This window comes from Beijerinckia mobilis, assembly GCF_000745425.1.
GTDB classification, from domain to species: domain Bacteria; phylum Pseudomonadota; class Alphaproteobacteria; order Rhizobiales; family Beijerinckiaceae; genus Beijerinckia; species Beijerinckia mobilis.
On sequence record NZ_JQJH01000005.1, the window covers coordinates 48673 to 73098 of the forward strand.

At 57.0% G+C, this 24426-nt stretch carries 16 protein-coding genes; 7 read left to right on the forward strand and 9 right to left on the reverse strand.

Annotated features, from left to right (window positions below):
- Nucleotides 1–802 precede the first annotated feature (802 nt).
- From grxC to DL88_RS07065, 6 genes are all read left to right on the forward strand, one after another.
- Nucleotides 803–1090, forward strand: coding sequence for a glutaredoxin 3 (gene grxC / locus DL88_RS07040; RefSeq protein ID WP_034993994.1), 288 nt, complete (start codon nucleotides 803–805; stop codon nucleotides 1088–1090).
- A gap of 16 nt (nucleotides 1091–1106) precedes the next feature.
- Complete coding sequence (locus tag DL88_RS07045; RefSeq protein ID WP_034993996.1) at nucleotides 1107–1646, forward strand: DUF1178 family protein; 540 nt, start codon at nucleotides 1107–1109, stop codon at nucleotides 1644–1646.
- Between the two features lie 76 nt (nucleotides 1647–1722).
- Nucleotides 1723–2532, forward strand: a complete 810-nt coding sequence (locus tag DL88_RS07050) for an urease accessory protein UreD (protein WP_034993999.1) — start codon at nucleotides 1723–1725, stop codon at nucleotides 2530–2532.
- Nucleotides 2533–3160: 628 nt separating this feature from the next.
- Nucleotides 3161–4432: a glycerophosphodiester phosphodiesterase family protein gene (locus DL88_RS07055; protein WP_034994260.1), complete on the forward strand. Its 1272-nt coding sequence runs from the start codon at nucleotides 3161–3163 to the stop codon at nucleotides 4430–4432.
- A gap of 238 nt (nucleotides 4433–4670) precedes the next feature.
- Nucleotides 4671–5291, forward strand: coding sequence for an urease subunit gamma (locus tag DL88_RS07060; protein ID WP_051955693.1), 621 nt, complete (start codon nucleotides 4671–4673; stop codon nucleotides 5289–5291).
- Between the two features lie 195 nt (nucleotides 5292–5486).
- Nucleotides 5487–7655: a TonB-dependent receptor gene (locus DL88_RS07065; protein ID WP_245270672.1), complete on the forward strand. Its 2169-nt coding sequence runs from the start codon at nucleotides 5487–5489 to the stop codon at nucleotides 7653–7655.
- Here the strand turns inward: DL88_RS07065 and DL88_RS07070 are convergent, their stop codons facing one another.
- The 6 genes from DL88_RS07070 to DL88_RS07100 all read right to left on the reverse strand — a co-directional run bounded on the left by DL88_RS07070 (nucleotide 7656) and on the right by DL88_RS07100 (nucleotide 17093).
- Nucleotides 7656–8987, reverse strand: coding sequence for a TAXI family TRAP transporter solute-binding subunit (locus DL88_RS07070; RefSeq protein ID WP_034994002.1), 1332 nt, complete (start codon nucleotides 8985–8987; stop codon nucleotides 7656–7658).
- A gap of 306 nt (nucleotides 8988–9293) precedes the next feature.
- Complete coding sequence (gene rpoD / locus DL88_RS07075; RefSeq protein WP_034994005.1) at nucleotides 9294–11402, reverse strand: RNA polymerase sigma factor RpoD; 2109 nt, start codon at nucleotides 11400–11402, stop codon at nucleotides 9294–9296.
- A gap of 121 nt (nucleotides 11403–11523) precedes the next feature.
- Nucleotides 11524–11832: a hypothetical protein gene (locus tag DL88_RS07080; RefSeq protein WP_156970978.1), complete on the reverse strand. Its 309-nt coding sequence runs from the start codon at nucleotides 11830–11832 to the stop codon at nucleotides 11524–11526.
- 834 nt (nucleotides 11833–12666) lie between these two features.
- Entirely contained in the window at nucleotides 12667–14694 is a 2028-nt protein-coding gene (dnaG, locus tag DL88_RS07085) for a DNA primase (protein WP_034994010.1), read from the reverse strand.
- Nucleotides 14695–14855: 161 nt separating this feature from the next.
- Nucleotides 14856–15746: a hypothetical protein gene (locus DL88_RS07090; protein ID WP_051955694.1), complete on the reverse strand. Its 891-nt coding sequence runs from the start codon at nucleotides 15744–15746 to the stop codon at nucleotides 14856–14858.
- 549 nt (nucleotides 15747–16295) lie between these two features.
- Nucleotides 16296–17093 carry a DODA-type extradiol aromatic ring-opening family dioxygenase gene (locus DL88_RS07100; protein ID WP_034994014.1) on the reverse strand — a complete coding sequence of 266 codons (798 nt, stop codon included), beginning with the start codon at nucleotides 17091–17093 and terminating at the stop codon, nucleotides 16296–16298.
- Between the two features lie 493 nt (nucleotides 17094–17586).
- Here DL88_RS07100 and DL88_RS07105 point away from each other — a divergent pair, with 493 nt between their 5' ends.
- Nucleotides 17587–18810: an acetate/propionate family kinase gene (locus DL88_RS07105; RefSeq protein ID WP_034994017.1), complete on the forward strand. Its 1224-nt coding sequence runs from the start codon at nucleotides 17587–17589 to the stop codon at nucleotides 18808–18810.
- Nucleotides 18811–18852: 42 nt separating this feature from the next.
- Here DL88_RS07105 and DL88_RS07110 read toward each other — a convergent pair whose 3' ends face one another.
- The 3 genes from DL88_RS07110 to DL88_RS07120 form a co-directional block, all read right to left on the reverse strand.
- Nucleotides 18853–19812, reverse strand: coding sequence for a bifunctional enoyl-CoA hydratase/phosphate acetyltransferase (locus tag DL88_RS07110; RefSeq protein WP_034994020.1), 960 nt, complete (start codon nucleotides 19810–19812; stop codon nucleotides 18853–18855).
- A gap of 3 nt (nucleotides 19813–19815) precedes the next feature.
- Nucleotides 19816–20601, reverse strand: coding sequence for an enoyl-ACP reductase FabI (fabI, locus tag DL88_RS07115; protein WP_034994023.1), 786 nt, complete (start codon nucleotides 20599–20601; stop codon nucleotides 19816–19818).
- Nucleotides 20602–20905: 304 nt separating this feature from the next.
- The gene (locus tag DL88_RS07120) at nucleotides 20906–23299 is read right to left on the reverse strand and encodes a DUF3141 domain-containing protein (RefSeq protein ID WP_084705029.1); all 2394 of its coding nucleotides are present in this window, start codon (nucleotides 23297–23299) and stop codon (nucleotides 20906–20908) included.
- Between the last annotated feature and the right edge of the window lie 1127 nt (nucleotides 23300–24426).

Below are 24426 nucleotides of genomic sequence, written 5' to 3' on the forward strand. Positions count from 1 at the left end.
GAAGTTTTCCATGAATATGCAGGTCTTTTTCAGCACTGATGTCGTATAGTAAATTTATTTACACAGATTTGCTAATAAACAAGCGGTGTCCGGCTCTGGCTCCCATCGGTCCGAACCTAGCCTGTCGCACGCCGAAATCACATCGGGCTGTTGACCGATTCGGAAGGAGGCTACACGATGTCGTGACGTTGTTGCGTGCCGATCCCGTTTGTGTTGGTCATCACTGTTTGCGAGACTGCTGCATGCTTGAAGTGCATGGGAGCTGAGGCCGGTGGGAGCGGTTTGCCGCTGCTATCAGGTGACGATGGCGTCAGCGTTTATGACACTTGTCATGTTCATAAGCGTGTCTCGACCCATATCCAACGCATTGTAACGTGGCCTCGCCCATCCACGATCTTCCTGCCAGCGTACCAGCACCAGTGCCCTCTGGGATTGAGAGGCTCTCACGTCCAACGCAGGAGCTGTAGCAAGCATAAGGCCATTCAGGCTGATCGTGCCATCTGTGTCAGGACCATCGTCGTGCATCCTGTTGAGGCTATCTCGCCCGCACCCTGCGGAAGCACCGCGATTGCGCTTTCGTGCTTTCGCGGCGGAAAAACTGCACTGGCCTTCCTTCCGCAATTTTCGGCACTTTCCCACAATCTCCAACATACACCTGCGGCGATCCTCTTTGCCCCTTTCTTGCTTGCCCTTTATCGCTGGCGTTCCTTGCCCCAGGCTGACGCCATCATCCTCATCGTCACGTCATAGGCTTGTGGCCGCTGCGCCTTTGCTTCATAAAGAGAGCGGAGGAAGGTAAGAGATGTCCAATCTGCCCGAAATCACCATTTATACGACCCAAACTTGCCCCTATTGCCGGCGGGCCAAGGAATTGCTCACGAAGAAAAATCTCCCCTTTACCGAAATCTCGGTCGATGGCGATTTCGAAGCGCGTGAAAAAATGACCCAGCGGGCGAATGGCAGGTCCACGGTTCCGCAGATTTTCTTTGGTGACAAGCATATCGGCGGCTGCGACGACCTCTACGAATTGCATTACGATGGCAAGCTCGATCTTCTCCTGGCCGATCTTGCTCGCACGCCAACAGATTGAGTTTCTGTGAAAGCCGATGATCAAATTCGCCTTAATCTGCGCCGATGGTCACCGTTTCGAGAGCTGGTTTCAAAACGGAGACGCCTTTGAGAGGCAGGCCGCCGCGGAATTGATTAGCTGTCCGTATTGCGGCGGCGTCAGGGTTTCGAAAGCGATCATGGCGCCAGCGATCGCGCGGCGGTGCACACCGCCGTCGATGCTTCTGCTTCCGCTTGCTGAGCAGCAGAGCAATACCGAGATGGACACGGTGCGGGGCGCGCCGGAGCCCTCAGAGGTGGGTGGAGTTGTCGCTCGTGTTGCAGATGTGAGGGAGCTTCGGGAATCACTCGCGGAGCAAAAGGAATTGCGCGCCTTCATCACGCGTCTCCATCAGGAAATTGTCGATAAGGCCGAGAATGTCGGGGCGCGTTTCGTCGAAGAGGTTCACAAGATTCGTGATGGGATTATCGAGCCGCGTCCGATCTATGGCGAAGCGACGGTTGCCGAGGCGCGTGACTTGATCGAGGAGGGGGTGGATATTTTACCTCTGCCACCTTTGCCGGAGACGTGGAATTAGGCGCGGGGCGGCGAGGTCCAAGATGAAGCATTGAAACTCCAGCATAGAAATCCGGAGCCGAGGGTGGAGGGCCCGCATGGAAGTGCCCCTGCTTGATCGGGCTCGCGGAGACATTCGTCTCCGATATGAAAACTATGGCGGTGTGACGCGGCCGCTGCATCTGTTCGAAACGGGTGGGCTCAGGATGCGGCATCCACGGGCCCAGCAGGGATGCGTCGGCGTGATGGTGAATAGTGCTGGCTGCATTCTTGGCGGCGATCACCTGAGCTTGGCAATTGAGGCAGGCGAAAAGGCCGAAGTGGCGGTGACGACGCTCGCGGCCGAAAAGATCCATCGGACGCTGGAGGCGCCAGCTTTATTGGATTTATCCTTCACGCTCGCCGAGCGATCCACTTTATCCTTTCTGCCGCAGGAAACCATTTTCTTCGACGCTTCTGGGCTGACGCGCCGTCTCAATGTCGCGATGGCCGAGGATGCCGCTTTGCTTCTCGTTGATATGATCGTATTGGGGCGTCTTGCCAGCGGCGAGGACGCCATTACCTGCAGATGGTCCGATTCCTGGCGTGTCCATCGGGGCGGACGACTGATATTCGCTGAGGAAAGCCGTATGAATGGCGCCGTGCGTGGTTATTTCGACCAGCCGAGCCTTGGCGGAGGAAGCCGGGCGATTGCCCTGCTGTTGGCCGTTGCCCCGGATGCGGAAGGCAGGCTCGACGCTTTGCGTGATCGTCTCGAGCCCTTCAAAAGCGTCTGTGCTTATGGCGTCTCAGCGTGGAACGGCATGCTGGTCGCCCGATTCCTTGCGACCTCGCCGGATATCCTGCGCAAGGTGCTTACCGTCGGCATTGGTCTTTGGCGCGAGGATGCGGCGCGGCTGTGGCAGTAGGGCAGGCGCATTCTCATTCGTTTTCTTTGACATTCTTTATAATCGGTCTCTTTCGAGACCCTTGTTTGCGGCTCCGGCCGCGATGGTTCGCGCCATCATACGTGCCGCCATCTGTTATGGATCGTCGCGTGTTGTTGAGGGCAGGGTGTCATTGAGGATAAGAGACCTCTGGAGCCCCATTCATGTGAGCTCGTATAAGTAGTCTCAGCGAGTGATTACAGCTGTAAATCGTATTGGTATCATTGGTGCCTTGACCTTTTCTTTCTTCTTTTTCTGGTCAAACGTGCAACCCTTTTAACTTTTTTGATTTGAACCATATGAAAAATAGATGGTTTCTCGGAACATCCGTTGCGCGAGTGGACATACGTCAAGAAGTGTCATCAACAAGTCGCACGTAATGAGTAAAAAAAATTTTAGCGTGATCTTGCGGGGGCAGGGTTGTGTGCGGGCCGCATCCATACCGGATTTCTCATGGACACCTCCGGGTGCAATGGAATTGAGGCCTGCTTCTCGAGAGCATTTTTCGATGACGTTGAATCGCTTCGCGATTCTTTTTCTTTAAAAATGCTCTGTTCTTTGAGTGGTGCGTTTCGGTGTCTGTCCGATACGTGCTTGACGGGGGATGAAGATGACATTCGCAATGCGCGGACAGTGTCTGGCGTTGGCTGTATTGGCCGTTTTTTCATGGCCGTTAACGAAGGCTCATGCCTATGATGGGAATGCCGAAGCAAACAATGGCGGCAACCATCCTACTCTCAATGTGCAGGTTGGGCCACGTCCTTATTATCTTGCGGACCAATTGAGTGATGGTCCGTTGAAATCCCGATTGAAGGCCTGTACTGAACGCCCTTTGTGGAAAACCAGATTTTCGATCAGCCATCGTGGTGCGCCGCTCCAATTCCCGGAACATACGAAGGAAGGCTATGAAGCCGCCGCGCGCATGGGTGCCGGCATTATTGAATGCGACGTGACCTTCACGAAAGATCGCGAACTCGTCTGCCGTCATGATCAATGCGACCTTCATACTTCGACGAATATCCTGACAATTCCCAATCTTGCGGCCAAATGTTCGGAGCCTTTTTCTCCGGCGGATCCGGCCACTGGAAAATCCGCGTCCGCAAGATGCTGCACGAGCGACATTACTCTCGCTGAGTTCAAGCAGCTCAAGGGCAAGATGGATGGCTATAATCCGAAGGCAACAACAGCCGAAGAATATCAGAAGGGTACGCCCGATTGGCGGACCGAGGCCTATGATGCCACGGGTACGGTGATGACGCTCAAGGAGCACATTGCCCTCATGAAAAAACTCGATGTGGACATGACGCCTGAGCTGAAGGCGGCGCAGGTGGCGATGCCCTTCCAGGGTGATTTTACCCAGGAAAAATACGCCCAGAAGATGATCGACGAATATAAGCACGCCGGTGTCTTGCCAAATCGCGTGTGGGCGCAGTCCTTCAATATCAATGACATTTATTATTGGCTACGGAACGAACCGGCATTTGGTCAGCAGGCGGTCTTCCTGGTTCCGGTCGACGTTCCAGGCGATGTTCCGGCCGCAATCGCTGCCCTGCCACATATGCGTGCAAATGGTGTACGGATCGTCGCGCCGCCGATCTGGGCTCTGATTGCGCTCGATTCCCGAGGCAATATCGTACCATCCGATTATGCGCTGGCGGCCAGGCGCCTGGGTTTCGATATCATTTCCTGGTCGCTGGAACGGTCTGGTCCCTTGACCGATGGGGGTGGCTATTATTTTCAAAGTGTCACCCCGGCAATCAAGGGACCGGCTGATTATTACAGGGTCCTCGATGTCTTGACGTCGCAGGTCGGAATCATCGGTATGTTTTCGGATTGGCCGGCGACCACGACCTATTTCGCCAATTGCATGGGAAAATTCTGAACGGCACCTCTCTGAACGACATCTCCCGGAGCATCGGCGTTCAGTCAGCGGAAACTGGATCAGCGGGGCGCGGCGAAAGCCGGTGCTCCGCTTTCTTTATGAGAGCGCAGAGATGCCTGACGTTGGTTGTCGGCTCTCGGATGGGTCGGCTTTCGGCCCCGGTGCCTCCGCCGCGCGGTCTGTTCAAACGGCATTCGCTTGACTATCATGCCATTTGGGATGTGGCGGAGACGAAAACGTGAATCTGACTCCTCGCGAAAAAGACAAGCTGTTGATCGCAATGGCGGCCATGGTGGCGCGGCGGCGGCTGGAGCGTGGCGTCAAATTGAATTATCCGGAAGCCATCGCTCTGATTACGGATTTCGTCGTGGAAGGGGCACGTGATGGCCGCAGCGTCGCCGAGCTGATGGAGACCGGGGCGCATGTCCTGACCGCCACGCAGGTGATGGATGGCATTGCCGAAATGATCCATGACGTGCAGGTGGAAGCGACTTTCCCTGACGGGACGAAACTCGTCACGGTCCATCATCCCATTCGCGACGGAGCCAGTGCGCTGGTGCCGGGCGAGATCGTGACGGCGCCTGGAGAGATCGTCATGAATGCGGGGGCGGAGAGCGTGACGGTCACGGTCGCCAATACGGGTGATCGACCGATCCAGGTTGGATCCCATTATCATTTCTATGAAGTCAATCCGGCACTCGCCTTCGATCGTGAAATAGCGCGCGGCATGCGGCTCGACATCGTCGCTGGCACGGCGGTGCGTTTCGAGCCCGGCCAGACGCGTTCGGTACAGCTCATTCCCCTGGGTGGCGCGCGTGAAGTCTATGGTTTCCGTCAGGAAATCATGGGGAAATTATAGCGATGCCTGGTAAGAGGCTTTCATGCAGGCGGTTCCTCTGCGCGAGCCAGTGTCGCTTGCGCTTCATTTAAGAATGTTATAACGTAACATTAATGGCGTGAGCCGCTCTTCCCTATTGTGAAGTGCATCCTCCTCGACCCAAACACGAATGTGATGGGCCGGCCGATGGCGTGCGCGGTTTCCGGAGTGACCGAAGTGACCTCGGAGGTCAAAAAGCATGTTGTCGTCACCTTCATGGTGGTGGGTCTCGAAACCCTGGCTCTGACCATCTCGTCGTTTTCTGCTTCTGCCGAAGAATCCTTGCCGCCGATCGACGTCGTGGCCCAAAAGACGATGCCCTCGCCTTCGGACGTCCTGATCGAAGCGACGGAAAGATTTGATCGTGCGCGGGCGGATCTCTCGCCGCGCAGCGGTGCCAATGCCTATGATCTTAGCCACCAGGCTATCGAGAGATTGCCTCAGGGCGACAATGCGCCGTTTGACAGGATCGTTCTGCAAATGCCGGGCGTCACGCAGGATTCGATGTCGGGTGGTGGTTTTCATGTCCGTAACGAGCACGCCAATGTGCAATATCGCATCAACGGCATTTTGCTGCCGGATGGCGTTTCCGGTTTCGGCCAGATCCTCGATCCCGCCTTCATCGGCAATCTGGCTTTGATTGATGGTGTTCTGCCGTCGCGCTACGGCCTGCATACGGCGGGCATTCTCGATATAACGACCCGTTCCGGATTGTTCGACAATGGCGGCGATGTCAGTCTCTATGGCGGCAGTTATGACTCGATCATGCCGAGGCTCAGCTATGGCGGGACGAGCGGCAAGACGCAATATTTCGCCGTCGGCCGGTTTCTCTCTACCAGTCGCGGTATGGATAGCCTCACCATCGGTCATGAAGCGTTTCACAACGAGAGTCAGCAGGGGCGTTTCTTCGGCTACGCCTCGAGCATGATCGATGATGCGACCCGTGTGAGCGTTATCACCGGCCTGTCGATCAACCGCTATCAGATACCTAACAATCCCGGCCAGACGCCGCAATATACGGCCTTCGGCATCAGCGATTTCAATTCGCTTAATTTGAATGAAAATCAGGTTGAGCGCAATTTCTACAATGTCCTTTCCTGGCAGCGTAGCGTGGGGGATATCAATGCCGAACTCGCTTTCTTCTCGCGCTACAGCAATATCCATTATAGTCCCGATCAGATCGGCGATCTTCTGTTCAACGGTGTTGCGTCGAATGTCTTTCGCGACAGTCTGATGAATGGCGTCCAGGGAGATGCTGCCTGGCATGCTGGTCCACATACATTCCGTTTCGGTTTTCAGATCAGCGGCGAATATACGCGTTCGATCAATTCCAATCTGCTCCTGCCCGTCGATGCGGATGGAAATGCAATCGATGCACCTTTTACGGTGGGGGAGGCTGTACAGAAAACCGGTTTCCTCGGATCCGGCTATGTCGAGGATGAGTGGCGTCTTTCCGATCAGCTTACGCTCAACGCAGGCCTGCGGTTCGATCAGATGAACCAATATGTCTCGGCCAATCAGCTCAGCCCGCGCATCAGTCTCGTCTATAAGCCATGGGCGGGCAGCATGTTTCATATAGGCTATGCGCGTTATTTCACGCCGCCATCACAAAGCCTGTCGGCACCGGTCAATACGGCTGCCTATGCCAATACCACTGCCGCGCCGGAAATCGATACGCAAAGCCCGGTGCGGCCGGAACGGTCGCATTATTTCGATGCCGGATTCACACAGCAATTGACACCAGAGCTTTCGACCGGAGTCGATGTCTATTATAAGAATGCCCGCAATCTGCTTGATGACGGCCAGTTCGGTCAGGCCTATGTCATGGATACATTCAATTACGCGCGCGCCTATAATACGGGTGTCGAGTTCAAGGCGAATTATCAGACCGAGAATTTGCGCGCCTATGCCAATTTCGCCTGGGCGCGGCAGAGGGCGACGCAGATCATTTCCAATCAATATCTGTTCGACGCGGATGAACTCGCCTACATCAACTCCCACTATGTCTATACCGATCATGCACAGAAAATAACCGCTTCGGCCGGTGCTTCCTATCTCTTCGAGGGCACGCTCTTCAGTCTGGATCTGATTTACGGGTCAGGCCTGCGGTCGGGCTTCGCCAATACCGATAGCCTGTCGCCTTATGCGCAGGTCAATCTCGGCGTCTCGCACGAGTTCAATCTCGCGGAGAATGGACAAGCGAGGCAGCCTTTGACGGTGCGTTTCGATATCATCAATCTGTTTGATCACGGCTATGTTCTGCGCGATGGTTCCGGCATCGGCGTCTTCGCCCCGCAATATGGACAAAGGCGGAGTTTCTATGCGGGGCTCTCCTATAAGTTCTGATCATCCCGCGGGAAATTCGGCCGCATTGGCTTGGTTGGGGACATCGGGAGCGCGGGACTGCTGCAGGGCGGCTCGGCGTTCTTCGATTCCCGCCCTCGCGTGGAACATGGCGATGGCGTAAGTGTTGATGTCGTCTGAATCGATTGCTCCTTGCGCGCGCGCCTCGATAATGAACAGCACGATCGAATCGAGTTCGGCCTCGAGCTTTTCGAGACCCGCCTCGTCAGCCTGGCGGACGCTTTTCAGAAAAGCCGTCAATCGGCTTCCCACCAGATCTTCCGTGGTCTGTTTCTTCCCGAATTGGCTGAAGAGCCAGGTGGCGGCGGAGCCGAGAACACCCAAAAGGGCGGAGCCAATCCAGAACAGGCTCTCGAATCGGTCAAAAAATGTCGGCGCATCGCCGTCGAAATAGGACTTCGCTCCGGGATGGACGGCAAAGCGCCGGTCATCCGTATCCGGCGCCTCAATGCCGGTGACGCTTGGTTCGCTCGTTACCAGGCGTGCCTTGGCCTCGAAAAGCTTGTTCGCCAGTTCACTGGCCAAATAAGAAGGCATGCGGCTCTTCGCCATGAGCCGCAAGGTGACCGCGAGTGTCGTCGTATCCTCTTCCGGCTGTGCCTTGGCGCCGCCGAACGAGCCGGCATCGATATCGGCTTTTTCAAGAGCTCCGAAATGTTTCGTCACCGCTTCGGCGTCATCGACGCCAAGGACGACGGGTGTGCCTTTGGAGGCCTTGACGGCTGCGGCGAAAGCCTCGCTCGAGGCACCGGCACCCGGAACGCCGACGATATAGATGGCGGCGATCTTTTTCTGCCCGAGCGCCACGCCGGCTTCTGCTGGCGTATAGCGGATACGGGTGACGGATATCGGAGGAATATTATTATAGGTAAGGATTTTATCGAGCAGGGCGTCATCCTGCGGTGGCCCCGGTAGGATCCCTATCGTCTTGTTGCGGAGATCGCTGAAGCCTTCGATCGGTGAATGTGGCGCGACAATCAGAAACACACGCAGCGTGCGTAAAATGGCGATGGTTTGCGCATCATTCGGTAAGCCTGCATCGGTCCGTAAAATGGCAAGATTCACATCGCCGTCCAGCAGGGCTTTGGCCGCCGCCTCGTAACTCGGCACAGCCACGCGATTGAGCGTGACCCAATGGGAGGTCTGGCGGACTTCCCGGCCGACCGCCTGCAGCATGCGGCTGGTTGTATCGCTCAGGGGCGGGACCGCGATGGAAATGGGAAAAGTCAGCGAGCGGATGATGACGACGCCGCCAGCGGCTAGTCCGCCGACAAGGAGAAAGATGATGACCCTCTTCATACCGAGATGCGGCATTGCTCTTCCTCCAACGAGCCGGGCCTTTCAATCGAAGTGACGGTTTTTTGGTTTCTCCGGCCTGCGCAAGCCCCTTGGAGCATTTTCCGATAATGTTGAATCGCTACGCGATTCCATCATCTTGAAAATACTCTAAGTTTCTTTCGTGAAGCGTTTCCGGATAGATCCGAAACGTTCTAGCCTCTTTCCGATGGCAAGGGGAAAGATCGCCTGTGCATGATGGGGATGGCATCATGCACAGGAAGCGGGGAAAATGCCGCGCCGCAACGGGGACTCTCGATGAATTCCCTCCATCGAGAGTCTTGATCAATTGTCGAGAAAGCTGCGCAGCTTGCGGGAGCGGGAAGGATGTTTGAGCTTGCGCAGCGCCTTGGCCTCGATCTGGCGGATACGTTCGCGCGTGACCGAGAATTGCTGACCGACTTCCTCGAGCGTGTGATCGGTATTCATGCCGATGCCGAAACGCATGCGCAGCACGCGTTCCTCGCGCGGCGTGAGCGAGGCCAGCACGCGCGTCGTCGTTTCGCGCAGATTGCTCTGGATCGCCGCGTCGATCGGCAGGATCGCATTCTTGTCCTCGATGAAATCGCCGAGATGTGAATCCTCCTCGTCGCCGATTGGGGTTTCGAGGGAAATCGGCTCCTTGGCGATTTTCAGCACCTTGCGCACTTTTTCGAGCGGCATGGCGAGCTTTTCCGCGAGTTCCTCGGGCGTCGGCTCGCGGCCGATCTCATGCAGCATCTGGCGCGAGGTGCGCACGATCTTGTTGATCGTCTCGATCATATGCACCGGAATACGGATGGTGCGGGCCTGATCGGCGATGGAACGTGTGATCGCTTGCCTGATCCACCAGGTGGCGTAGGTCGAGAATTTATAGCCGCGCCGGTATTCGAATTTATCGACCGCCTTCATCAGGCCGATATTGCCTTCCTGGATGAGATCGAGGAACTGCAGGCCGCGATTGGTATATTTCTTGGCGATCGAGATCACGAGACGCAAATTGGCCTCGACCATTTCCTTCTTGGCCTGACGCGCCTCGCGCTCGCCCTTCTGGACCATATGGACGATCTTGCGGAATTCCTGGATTTCGAGACCGGTCTCGGTCGCGAGCCCATGAATGTCGCCGAGCAGATCCTTGATCTGATCCTTGGCCTGAGCGACGAAATCCTTCCACCCGCGCGAGCCGAGTTTGGACACGCGCAGCAGCCATTTCGGATCGAGCTCGGAATTCTGATAATTCCTCAGAAAATCCTCGCGCGCCACGCCATAGCCTTCGGCAAGGCGCAAAAGCCGTGTTTCCTGGCCGATCAGACGCTTATTGATGTCGTAGAGCTGTTCGACCAGAGCCTCGATGCGGTTCTGGTTGAGCGACAGGCTTTTCACATCGGCGACGATTTCTTTCTTGAGCGTCTTGTATTTACGCTCCTGCGCCGGTGTCAGCGTCTCGTTCTTCAGCTTGTTCTCGACATTCTGGTCCTGCAGCCGCCGCAATTTCTTATAGGCATCGGCCACCCGGTCGAAGGTTTCGAGTACCTTGGGTTTCAGTTCGGTTTCCATCGCCGAGAGCGACACGGAATTTTCCATGTCGTCTTCTTCGTCGAACATTTCCTCCATCGGAGGCGCGTCCATATCTCCATCGCCGCGTGCGGGCCGCAGGCGCCCCGGCGGGTTGAGTGGCGCCGTCGAGGGCGCCTCGGCTTCAGGCTCTTCCGTATCGGGTGCATCTTCGTCGGTCAGCCGTTCACCGCTGAGGCCTTCCTCGCCCATGGCTTCATCGGCCATATCTCCGAGGTCGAGCTTGGAACCGCCGCGGCCTTCCGGCCCGGCATAGGTAGCTTCAAGGTCGATGATCTCGCGCAGAAGAACCTTGCTGTCGTTGAGTTCGTCCCGCCAGATAATGATCGCCTGGAAGGTGAGCGGGCTTTCGCAAAGACCGGCGATCATCGCCTCGCGGCCGGCCTCGATCCGCTTGGCGATGGCGATTTCGCCCTCACGCGAGAGCAGTTCGACGGAGCCCATTTCGCGCAGATACATGCGCACCGGATCATCCGTCCGGTCGGACGGCTCGGAGGAACGCACAGCCACGGCCTTGCTCTGGGAGGCCTCGACGAGATCACCGCCTTCGCTCTCCTCCTCCTCGCCGGCGTCCTCGCTTTCCTCGCCTTCCTGCTCCTCGCTCTCGATGACATTGATGCCCATTTCGTTGAGCATCGCCAGAATATCCTCGATCTGCTCGGAATTGACTTCTTCCGAGGGCAGAACGGCATTGAGCTCGCTATAGGTCACAAAGCCACGCTTTTTGGCGAGCTTGATCATCCTTTTGACGGAGGCATCGGAAAGGTCGAGCAAGGGGCTGTCGGCGACCTCGCTGCCATTCCCTTCACCATCGGTCTTTTCATTATCCTTTTTCGCCATCAAGGCCTCCGAAGATGAATGACCATCGTCATACCAGACCCAAACAAACGCTCCTTCTCAACGCGGAACCACGTTGAGAAGGAGCGCTACGAAAGTTCTCGCGGCGGATGAGCCGGGACGCTCATCCGAAAGAGAGTGCGAAAGGGTTTGAAGGAATGTCTTCATTCGCCCCCAGAATTTCGCCACTGGAACAGTTCGCGGTGCGGAACTGCCCGATTTCGTCAGCCTGTCCGGAAATCTCCGAACCGCCGACCTCAAAAACTGGCGCATTTCCATTTGGAATGCGGTCGATCCGGTACGGATCGACAATGCGCCAAGTGGACCACCTCAGCTCTGTTTCTTCTCGCAAAGTCCCGGCAGCATGAATCTGCTCTGGAAAAGCAAAATCAAACGTGGCTTTGGCCACACAAAAGCAATAGAGCGGAGCCACAATTGTTCCGTCCACAATCGTAAAACCGCAAACCGTTTGGAACGGGTGACCGCCACCTGTTCTCAATCTTTGCCTCAGTCTTTGGCCTTCGATTCTTCCATGCCGTCCTTGCTCATAGACCTATGGAACTCATGGACCTATGGAAATTGGACGCATGGAAATTCGCAGACCCCGAAAAGATCATAATAAGTTCAAGATAAGTTTAACGATTGGTCCGGCAAACCGGGAATGGACAGACGACGCTTGCCGCAAGGCGAGAGGGCATCCTTTGATCTTTCTCATGCTTATTTAAGGCGGCCGACGAGCAGGATCAAATTAGGCTCCGAAAGTCTCGATAATGGCTTCACTTCGTTCCATTGTCGGTGGGGAGAACTGGCCGGGCGTGCCGGATTTCATCAGAAGATGAAATTCTATAGGACGAATGCGGAATCCCGCTCCGTCGGTATCGGGCGCCGTACCAAGCGAAACTTCCATCCATGCTGTCTATTTGGCAGGTTTGGTAATGAAAACCAAGGGGGAAAAGCCAAAAGAACCGTCCTGTGCAAGCATATCCGGCTGCGGAGAATGATTTCTGCGGCTGCCATGCTCCCGAGTTCTGTGGAATCCTAGAAAAAACGCGGCCATTTCTTGACAGTGCATTTCAAACTTTCGATTCGAAGGTTGTCGGGAAACGGACAGGAAAGTGGATGCATAGACGACGAAACATTCTATATGCGTATTGAAACATAAGGAAACAATAGGCCGGCCCTCTCGATGGCAGTTTCCGTTTCTCAAAGGGAGTGATGCGTCGTTATTGCCACTGCAATAAGCACGGGTCGTGCCGGGAAGGGTCCTTTATAAGGTCCCGGCGGTATGGCCGGATGCCGTTCCAAAGCCGTCGATTACTGCTTCCGTTCCGTCAATCGTTTGAAGATCCGACTGAATTTCCGCAAGGCGATTGAAATTGACGTCGCTCGGATCGGCCGCTACGGCGGCCTCCGCGGCGCGCAATTCGTGACGCAGCGCGCCGGCGCGCTGGTGCAGCGTGATGGTCTGGCGCAACAGCGCTTCGGCATCACTATCGGCGGCTCCCGGTTTCAAATACCAATGGCTGGCGGCGGGTGTCGCCTTTTCAAGGCGCGTGAGCAAGGCAGCATGGCCCTGAGCGACGAGCCTTTGCTGCAAGAGATCTGATGACGGCGGCGAATTGACTTCCGTGCCAGCTTCGGCCTGGCTCCAGATCGATTCGATCAAAACGGACCGCAAGCTGGCAGCTTCGCTATTGATGAAATCGAGGGCCGCCAATTCTTCGAGATGACGGTCGATCAGAATGGGATGGCGTAAAAGCAGAAGCAGGATCTGCGCTTCGCGCGGGGGCAGGGCTTTTTCGCGCGGCTGAAACAGGGCGGAGCGGGAAAGGCTCTCGCTGATTCGCAGTGGGGCCCGGTAATCCATGACCGCCGGGCCGCGCCCCGCGCGGCGGCTGCCATTGCCGCTCCTTGGGCCGCCCCTTGGACTGTCGGGATTGAGGCCGGGCGCGAAATCGCGCCTCTGCCGGCTTGCGCCATGTCTCGCGTCGCCGCTCATGCCCTGGCCGAAATCAGGCGCTGTAAAGGCGCCAAAACGATTTGCGAGACGTGTGACGAATTCGCCGCGATAATAGCGCTGCAGCGTCTGATCAGGGATTTGCCGGGCGAGCGCATCGAGCCGATTTTCAAGCGCCGCGCGCCGTTCCGGCGTCGTGAAACTTTCACCCTCGGTCTCGCGCTGCCACAAGAGATCGACGAGTGGCAGTGCGGCCTCCAGCACCGCGCGGATCGCCGGAGCGCCGCCGGACCTCGCAAGGTCATCGGGATCCTGGCCTTCCGGCAGCAGCGCGAAACGCAGGCTGTGACCATTGCCCAGCAGAGGCAAGGCGACATCGGCCGCGCGATAGGCTGCTTTGCGGCCCGCCCTGTCGCCGTCGAAACAAAGGATTGGCTCCTCCGCCATCCGCCACAACAGGGCGCATTGCTCTTGCGTCAGTGCGGTGCCAAGCGGCGCAACGGTTTGTGGAAAGCCTGTCGCATGCATGGCGATTACATCGACATAGCCTTCGACGGCGATGATTGTGCCGGAATCATGCGCCGCCTTGCGGGCGCGGTGCAGATTGTAGAGACCGGAGCCTTTGTGGAACAAGGGAGTTTCCGGTGAATTGAGGTATTTCGCCGGAACATCGGATGAAAGCGCCCGGCCGCCGAAGGCGATCACCCGGCCGGACCGGTCGGCGATGGGGAAGATCACGCGATCGCGAAACCGGTCATAGGGGACGGCGATATCCTCGCCATGCACCAGAAGGCCCGCATCGATCATTGCCTCGCGCGTTGCACCCTTGGCTGCGAGATGATCGCGCAGCGCAAATTTGTCGGACGTCGCATAGCCGATCCGGAAAGTGGCGATGAGATCGGCGCTAAGCCCGCGCCTCGCGAGATAATCGCGTGCCCCGGCTCCCTCCTGCGATTGAAGCCTATGTTCGAAATAGGCCGTGGCCCATTCGAGAATTTCATGCAGCGAGGCGCGCTTGCGCTCCTGCTCTTCGGTTTCGGCGGAGACGCGCGGCAGGGCGAGGCCCGCGTCAGTGGCGAGACGTTCGACGGCTTCGGGGAAGGAGAGGCCTTCGGTCAGCATCAGAAAATCGAAAATATTGCCGTGCTGGCCGGAAGAGAAGCAATGAAAGAACCCCTTCTGGTCGTTGACCGTGAAAGAGGGCGTGCGCTCCTGATTGAAGGGGGAAAGCCCCTTCCATTCGCGCCCGGCCTTTTGCAGCTTGACGCGCCGCCGCACCACTTCCGAGATCGGTAGCCGGTGTTTGATCTCTTCGAGAAAGGCAGGGGGAAAGCGCATGACTTTCTATCGAGATTCCGGTAGCGACGGTAAAGAGTGAAAGAATGATTTAGGGCTTCACCCCCGAGATTCACAGGCTTTATGCCGGTTGAGGCTTCGCTCTTCTCTTTCGTCGAAACGTCCGTGATCTTCCGTTTGATCCGGCTTTGCCCTGGCTCCGGTCAGATCTTGACGGGTACTGCGTCGCGCTGCTTGCCGCCGATGGCGCCGGCGACGCAGGCGATGAAGGCGCCGATGGCCATCGAAAAGAATGTGTAGAGAAGGAAGCCCGATGTGGCCTTGCGGGCCGCTTCCGCTGTTTCCTTGACCTTTTCCCTGGCGTCATTCAAGCGCGCGAGGACATCGTCGACACGGCGTTCCGCCTCGGCCCGTCCAAGACCCGTATTCGCGGTCACGATTTCGACCAGATAGGAGCGATCGTCGTGGCTGATAGCGCCGAAGGCGCTCATGGCGAGAATACGCCCGGCTTCGACCTTTGCCGTGCCGTCATGCGTTTGCATCGATGGTTGTGCCGGGCGCATCAAAACATCGGAAAAATAGGTGATGGCCTGTGAAGGGTCGAATTCTTGTGCCACAGGTTGCAGGACACCTTGTGCTGCCGAGCTCGTAAGTTCGGTGGCTGCCCGGCTCACATGGCTGATGAGGGAGAGCCCTCCGATAGCAATGATGCTTACGAGGAAGAGAGATGTGAGCGCCCAAGTCACGAAACCGGAAGCGGTATCGCGAAACCCGATTTCCCTCGCATCCATTCCGGTTATGCTCGGGCGCAATCTTCCCGCGAGATAGCCGCCGACGAAAGCCGAGACCCACTGAGTGACAATCAGCCAGATAGCGGTCATGACGGTGAATGTCATCGGCGATGGATTGTCCATCGAGAAAGGTGAAACCGCCATCAAACCAAGCCCGGAGCCGAGTACCGTCAGCATGGTCGCCACAGCCGTCGCGACGATTGTGCCGGCAATGACTGCGGCCCAGCTGATACCCGACCGCGTTGACAATTTGAAACTGCGGCGTGGGTCGATATCCGTCGATGGAAGGACTGTGTAGGGCATAGTGTCATTCCGGGTCGATATCAGTGCCAGAAGAACAGAAACGGAATAATGATCGGGATCGGAGCACCGGGAAGCCAGAGAAGAATGGGCATAGGCGGTGTCTTCGCGGGCAGTGCCTTCGCTATTGGAACAATGGCTACGCATACGATGGGTGCCGCGCGACGAAACGCATTGTTCCAGATGCGGGAGATGAGGCTGCTTTCGTCGCCGGCATATGCCTGGAGCATTCTGCAATGACGTTGAATCGCTTTACGATTCCATTGTTTTGAAATGCCCTGATGTTTTGAGTAGAGCGTTTCCGGATGGAATCGGAACGTTCATGAGGGCTGATACAAGTCCCGCGCTTATGAAACATGCGACCGTTTAACCAGAAGGAGCGGAATTGGTTCCCGCAAGCGTTGCGGCTGCATCGCTTTGGAATGTTACCGCAACGTTCCCTTAAAAAATGAGGGCGTTTTCAATAATTGCAGATCGCGCGGAGAATCCGCGCGGCAGAATATGCACAATGAACGTGATGTCATGATGCGGGTGTGATTGTGGCTGTCGAGCTCAATCGAAGCGGAAAGCGGAGAGAGCCGTATTCAGGACGATTTCCGAATAGACTTTCTTCCCCGGCTCCTGAGAGGCTCCGGCGGCGACCATTAACGGCAACAGATGTTCCTCGCGCGGATGGGAGAGGCGGGCGGCCGGGGCTTCGGCCCAACTCTTGAGCTGTTGCGCGCGTTCGGGGGCTGTCGCCGTGACGGCTTGCGTCAACCATTCATCGAACAGCTGCGAAGGTTCCGTGAAACGCGGGTCGCCATAGCCCTGCATATTGTGAAAACTCATGCCGGAGCCCAGAATCAGCACGCCTTCATCACGCAGGGGGGCAAGCGCTGCTCCCGCCGAAAGATGCTGCGCGGGATCGAACCGCCGTTCGATGGAAAGTTCCACTACTGGTATATCGGCTTCGGGAAAGGCGACCTTGAGCGGAATGAAGACGCCGTGATCGAGATCACGCGTTGCATCCGTCGCGCCGTGGAGTCCGCTGGCGTTGAGAAGCGCAGCCGCTTTTTCGGCAAGCGCCGGATCGCCCGGTGCGGGATAGGTCAGTTCATAAGTATGCGGCGGAAAGTTGTAATAATCATAAAGAAGGCCTGGCTTCGCCTTGTCCGAGGCGGCAAAGCCCACCGTTTCCCAATGGCCGGAGACGATGAGAATCGCGCGCGGTTTTTCGGGCAGGCTGTCGGGCAGAGCGCGTAGGAAATCGGCCATTTTGGTCCAGATGCCTCTGGGATCGTCCATGAAAAAACAGGGACCTCCGCCGTGCGGAATGAAGAAGCTCGGCTGACGAAGGTATCGGCTCATGGCGGTGGTTCCAGTTTCGTGAAGGGCCGTTCTGCGATTGCAGCGGAAACAATTCCGCTGTCACTCAAAAGTCATTCGCAGCGCCGATAGTCTATAGGACTCTGGTTGCCTTGACGGGTGGATCTCAGGAATTTGAAAATGATACGGGTTCAGTGCATGGCGTCATCGCTATATGCTGCCGCATAGAGCCGGGTCTCGACGATTATGCAAGAGCATTTTCCTTTCCGACTATATCGCTTGGCGATGTGAAAGTATTGAAAATGCTGTATCTTTTGTTGATGGTGCGGTTCGGGAACGGCCGAACACGCACTGAAGGGCATCATGCGACCCCGCGCATCCCCTCTTTACCCATTGCCTAGTCCCGAGGAAATCAGCGGTAACCTCTCCGCTTCCGTTGTGGCGCTGAAATGTTTTCCTCTTTATCAGAACATTGTTTCAATATTCGTCAATTCACAAGCCCGCGAATTATCCGGTCCGAAAGGAGAGTCAGTGCATGACCCAAGCGCTTTTTGTCGTCAATGCGGGCAGTTCCAGTATCAAATTCAAGATCTACGGCGTCGCGGCCCAGGATCATGAACATGAGGATCTGGATCTGATCATGGGCGGCCAAGTCGACGGGATTGGCAGCGAACCGCGCCTTAAGGTCAAGGATCAGGCGGGAGCGGTCCTTGTCGATGACAAATTTCCGGTCGAACAATTGTCCACGCTCTCACAGGCGCAAACCGTGATCGCCGATTGGGTGACGCCGCGCATCAAGGGATTCGTCATCATCGGCATTGGCCATCGCGTCGTTCATGGCGGATCGGTCTATTCCAAGCCGGTCCTCGTCGATGACGAGGTCATGCATACATTGGAGTCCTTCATTCCTCTGGCGCCGCTGCATCAACTCGGCAATCTCGATCCGATCCGTATTCTGCGTGAACGGCGTCCCGATCTGCCGCAGGTTGCCTGTTTCGATACTGCTTTTCATCACGGTCATCCGGAACTGTCGGATCGCTTCGCCTTGCCGCGTGAGCTATACGAAGAAGGCGTGCGGCGTTACGGTTTCCATGGCCTCTCTTATGAATATGTGCATGGAAAAATGGAGCAGATTGATCCCGGTGTGGCACAGGGACGGCTCATCATCGCGCATCTTGGCTCCGGTGCCTCGATCTGCTGCCTGTTCGGCGGCCGCAGTATCGAGACGACGATGGGGTTTACAGCGCTCGATGGCCTACCGATGGGCACGCGTTCAGGGACGCTCGATCCGGGTGTCGTTCTGCATCTGATCGAGCAGAAGGGCATGAAACCGGAGGAAGTCGGCAATATGCTTTATAAACAGAGCGGTCTGCTCGGGCTTTCGGGTATCAGCAATGATGTGCGTGAATTGCTGGCGAGCGACCGGCAGGAAGCGAATATGGCGATCGACTTCTTCTGCCAGCGGGTCGCGCAGTCGATGGCGAGTCTGGCCGTGACGATCAATGGGCTCGACGGTCTCGTGTTTACCGCCGGTATCGGCGAGAATGCGCCGGAGGTCCGCCGCCGTGTGATCAAACACCTGAACTGGTCTGGCCTGTTCATCGACGATATGGCGAATGAGGCCAGGCTTCCTGGTCCGCAAGGCATGCGGATCGAAGGCGCGCATAGCCGTGTGCCGATCTATGTCATTCCCACCGACGAAGAGAAGATGATCGGCCTGCATACATTGCGGCTGCTGCGCCTCTTGAAGAAACATTAGGGCGTTTCGGAGAGATCCGAAACGCCCTACTCAACAATCCGGCTATTTGGCGAGTTTCTGGCGCCGTGCCATGGCGACGAGTACGGCGACAGCACAGGAAGCGAGGCGCGCACGCACATTATCGGCGCGGCTCGTCAGGATGATCGGCACGCGGGCGCCGAGGACGATGCCGGCGGCATCGGCATTGGCGAGAAAGGTCAATTGTTTGGCCAGCATATTGCCGGCTTCGAGATCGGGCACCAGCAGGATGTCGGCATCGCCGGCGACCGGCGAGATGATGCCTTTGGTTGCCGCCGCCTCCTTGCTGATGGCATTGTCGAGCGCCAGCGGGCCATCGAGCACGCCGCCGGTGATCTGACCGCGATCGGCCATCTTGCACAGGGCGGCGGCGTCGATTGTCGTCGGGATTTTCGGATTGATCGTCTCGACGGCGGAGAGGATGGCGACTTTCGGCTTTTCCACGCCGAGGATTTGCGCGAGTTCGATCGCGTTCTGACAGATGTCGCGCTTGGTTTCGAGATCGGGCACGATATTGATTGCGGCGTCGGTCACGAACAGGGCCTTCGGATAGGTCGGCACATCCATGATGAAGACATGGCTGATACGCCGTTCTGTCCTGAGGCCGGTGTCGCGTTTGACGACCTCACCCATCAATTCGTCCGTATGCAGGCTGCCTTTCATGAGTAGTTCGCAGGAGCCTTCACGCACCAGTTGCACGGAGCGTGCGGCGGCCGCATGGCTGTGCGGCACGTCGACGATTTCCCATTTGCCGAGATCGATCGAGGCCTTTGCGGCGACTTCATGGATCTTGGCGGTCGGGCCGACGAGGACCGGCTTGATGAGTCCTTCCTCGGCGGCTTCTATCGCACCTTCAAGGGCCGTCGTCTCGCATGGATGCGCGACAGCCGTACTGATGGGCTCGATCGCCTTGCAGCTGGCGATCAGCGCCTCGTATTTCTTGTGCGAATTATGGAGGGTTTCCTCGTTGCTGCTTTGTGTCATCGTTTACCCCACGCCAAGAATATTGAGACCGCCATCGACATACAATGTTTCGCCGGTAATGAGCCGCGCCGCATCGGTTGCGAGCGCAGCCGTTGCGAGGCCGACGTCCTCGATCGTCACGAGCCGTCCCGCCGGCGCGCGTTCGGTTGCCTCATCGATCAGCTTGTCGAAATGGGCGATGCCCGATGCCGCGCGGGTCTTGACCGGTCCGGGCGAGACCGCATGAACGCGAATGTTTTTTGGACCGAGTTCGACGGCGAGATAGCGCGTCACCGCTTCCAGCGCCGCCTTGACCGGCCCCATAATATTGTAATTCTCGATGACCTTGTTGGCGCCGTAATAGGTCATGGTGAAAAGAGTGCCGCCATCCTTCATCAGAGGTTCGGCGAGATGCGCCATACGAATGAACGAATGGCAGGAAATATCCATGGCCATGAGAAAGCCATCGCGCGAGCAATCGGTGACGCGGCCGTGCAGATCCGCCAGCGGCGCATAGGCCATGGCATGGAGCACGAAATCGAGCTTGCCGAATTGTTTCTCCACCGCCTCGAAGACCGCTTCGAGCTGCCCTTCGGTGCTGACATCGAGCGGCAGGAAAAGCGCCGCGTCGAGTTCCTTCGCCAGCGGTTCGACATAGGGTTTGGCCTTGTCGTTCAGATAAGTGATGGCGAGCTCCGCGCCGAGAAACCGGAACGCCTGGGCGCAGCCATAGGCGATCGAATGTTCATTCGCTATGCCCGTCACGAGCCCTTTCTTGCCATCGAGCCGGGTGATTGCGGGATTGAACATTTTGCCTCCAATCGTGATGGGAACGGTGTAACCGGGTTTGGAAAGGGTCAGTGGGCAAGATCGCCATGGGCAAGATCGCGACGGGAACGCGGGGAGGTCCCCGCGTTTCGTCAGAGTCCGGAGGCCCTACAGTGGATCAATGCAATGATCCAGGAGGATCGGGCTGGCCCCGTAAGCAGGGCTGTAGGGACTTGCCGGATGAAGGCCTTCGGCCGCATCGCACTTCGTCCACACTCGGGGAGGGCGGAACGCAAGGGTCGCGAGGCGGCCGTTGTTATAACATTCTGGAATCTTGCCTCCTGAATCAGGCGCTGGCCTGATCTTGCTGTTTTTGATCGTTTTGGTTCAGGTTCAGGTTCGTGCGTTGCGGTGCATTCGCCGACTCAGGCATGTTGCCGATGATTGTTTTGATCTCGAACAGGCGCTTTTGCGCTTCTTCCGGGATGTCGCCACCCATAAGCGCGAAGTGATGGATGGCGTCGAACAAATCAGCGCGCTCCTCGCGGCTACCGGGAAGCAGTTTGGGCAGCGCGGCGATTGCGCGCGTCTCGTTGAGGCCGAGAATGCCATATTGATTGCGCACGATTTCCTTGAAGTCCGGGAAGGTCAGCGGCGTTTTCGGCAGGAGTTTGCGCACTTCCTTGAGAGCGGTGAGTGCCCTTTCATCGACGCTGCGGATTGGCTGCCGAATATAGAGTGCGGCGCGCACGAAGGCTTCGATTTCGCCGCCTTCATCGAATTGCGCCTCGAGCGTGGCCCGTTTAGCGCTGGCGATGGCTTCGCGCGTGATCGAACGGCCGAGCTGCCGCGGCGAAGTTTGCCGATCGGCGCCAAGCCCGACGAGAGTCTGCAGGATCGGCGAACCGTAAAGATTGAGAAAAACATTCTCCTGGGCGATTTCGCGCCAGCGGCCATAGGTTTCGAGTGTGCTGACGACGCCTTCGGAGACTTCTTTCTCCAGTATGACGAAAGGATTGTTTGCGGAGACCGGCCGCCTGTCTTTGCGGACCTGTTTGGCGAGACTTTCGACCGGCCGCAACAGGACGTTGTTGTCGGAAAACAAACGGAAACGCAGACGGTTCGGATGCATCTGGCGCAGCCATTCCGCGCTTTCCTGCGTCGCGAGGGCACGCACGATCGGGGAAAGGAAAGTGCGGTAAAGACCCTGGTTGATATCCGATATGCGGCTCGCCGTCGCGAAGCGCCGCTCGTCCTGCAGGTCGTTGCAACCGAGCGCACTGATATCGTCGAGCGTGCGCGGCTGCAGGGTCAGGAGATAGCGGCCTTCGACCAGTTCCGGATTGGCAGTATCGGCGCCGACATCGGTGATGATCGCTTCATAAAGGCCGGGCGGCAGCAGATCGATGAGATCCATCGCATTGGTGAATTCGCCATGCTCCTTCGTCGCCACCTTGCCGGAGACGAAAATGCCGAGATGGCCGATATCCTTGTGCAGGGAGTAGACGATGGTCTGACCGCTTTCCGCGATCGCCTCCGTCTCGCTGTAGAGGTCGAGAATCCAGTCGAGCGCCTGCTGCGGCGGGGTAATATCGTCGCCGAAGGAGCAGAAGACGATGATCGGCGATCTGATATTGCGCAGATCAACGCGGATGCCGTCGGAGGTTAGAAGCTCGCCGCAGCTCAGCCGGTTGCCGACGAAGAGCTGATCGGCGATGAACTGCATTTCCTGCGCATTGAGGGTGATGGGATTACCCCACCAGGACTCGAAATCGAGAAAACGCGGGGCTTCCGTATCCACCCTGGAATAGACGTTATAGGCCTTTTTCCAATAGGTATTGGCGGGATTCATGCTTTCGAAATTGGCGACGAGGGCAGCGCCGTCAAAAATGCCTTTGCCGAGATCGCCCGAGAGTGCCGTCATCCAGGTGCCACCGAGAAGACCGCCGAGGTAACGCAGCGGATTGCGCCCATGTACGCCCGCCCAATAGGAGAGCGGGGCACCGGCAAGCAGCAGCGGGCCGGGGAGATCGGGATTGAGCGCTGACATCATGGCCACTTGCCAGCCGGCCTGGCAATTGCCGATCAGGGTCGGCTTGCGGTCGGCCTGCGGATGCAGCTCGATGACTTTCTTGACGAAGATCGCCTCGGCGCGGCAGACATCCTCGATGGTCTGTCCCGGCACGGCTTCCGGCAGGAAGCCGACGAAATAGCAGGGGTGCCCGGCTTTCAGGATTTCGCCGATTTCACTGTCCTGCTTCATGCCGCCGATGCCCGGTCCATGACCAGCGCGTGGGTCGAAGACGATGAATGGCCGCTTGGCCGGATCGATCGTAACGCTCTTTGGCGGGAGAATGCGGACGAGACCGTAATTGACGGGCCGCTCGAAGGTCCGGCCATCGAGAATCACTTCAGCGTCGAAGGTCAGGACATGCGGGACCGGGTTCTTGCAGCGTTCGAGATATTGATTGCCGCGCTGGCGCAGAATGTCGAGGAAGAGGATCGAGCGCTGGCAGGTATCGACCCAATAATCCCGCAGGAAGTTCAGGCCGGAGACATTGAACCAGGCATCGCGCAGAGCGGAAGAATCAGTGGGAAAGACCGAAGGCGCAGAATGAAAAAGGGAAATCGGCTGGCTGACCGGAGTTCGCGGCTCATTCGATCGAGGATTTGCGAAAAGGCTGGCAAAAGGATTGAAAAGATTTAATTTTCGGGTTTCCCCTTGTGTCTCGTTCGTCATGGGTTGCTCCTTGGCAGGCAGATCGATCGGAACGGGAAGCAGATTGGCAGTTGAAACAGCGGCGTCTCTGATTGCTGGGGAATTGCAAGGCTTGAATGGATGGGTTCTGTGAAGGGGTTATGTCAACTTCACGAAAATCCTTCGCGGGCTGCCCTCGTACCGTCTCATTGATGGCACCCTGCTAAAGATCTCAACCCCTCGGATTTCACACCATTTTGTAATTCATATCGGTGTGAAAACGGCAGCACAGTCGTTGCGCGGATCAAATCCCCTGGAGCGTTTTGGAGAGATCCAGAAACGCTCCATTAAAAACAAAGCATTTCCAAACCTATAGAATCGCAAAGCGATTCAACATTGGCGGAAAATGTTCCAGAGAACCATTCCCTTCGCCGGGGCTCATCTGGATTATCCAAGCCATTGTAATAAAAGGCAAACACGCATTTATCCATGTCTGTGCTTGCCTCTTGCCCACCGGCTTTTCCGTTCGTCCTTTCCCTCATGAAGGGAGGCAAGCAAATCGGTAAAATGGCTCTTCGGGAGGGATATTCGTATCCAGACTGCTCCAGAGCGACGGTGGCTCGTTGCAGGTCCGGCAGGCATGAGAGTGCGTTTGTACGTCTCGCGTGGAAGGAAAGTCAGGGAAATCAAGCGTTCTGGTCGATCGGGCCAGAGCGTTCCAATTGAAAAGACGAAGGTGATTATCTTGCCTTAAATGGCAAATTTATAATGTCTTGTATGACAAAATCCGATCTCTATGTCCATTGAGGATCATTGTCTTGCGTGAGAATTTGCGGGCAGGCCCGATCGGCGTGGATGAATTGTTTGGCTCCCTCTTTGCCCCTGCAACTCTTGCATGTTTGGCAAGACCGAGGAGGCCGGAACCGCCTCGCGGCTGCGTAATCAAGCCGTTCGGCGATGCTTTGGATCTGTTTTTGCGTGATGCGCCAATGCCGGCATTTGTGAGCAGAAAGAGAAGAAGGTCTAAAGGAGGGGGCGCCTACAGTACGGAATCGAAAAGTGTTTGCCCTTTCCAAGACAATTCGGCGCGTGTGTGAAAATGAGCAGCACTCACGTATGAGTTTGATTGATCGAGTGATGCGCGCGGGAGCCACGCACCACGAACGCGA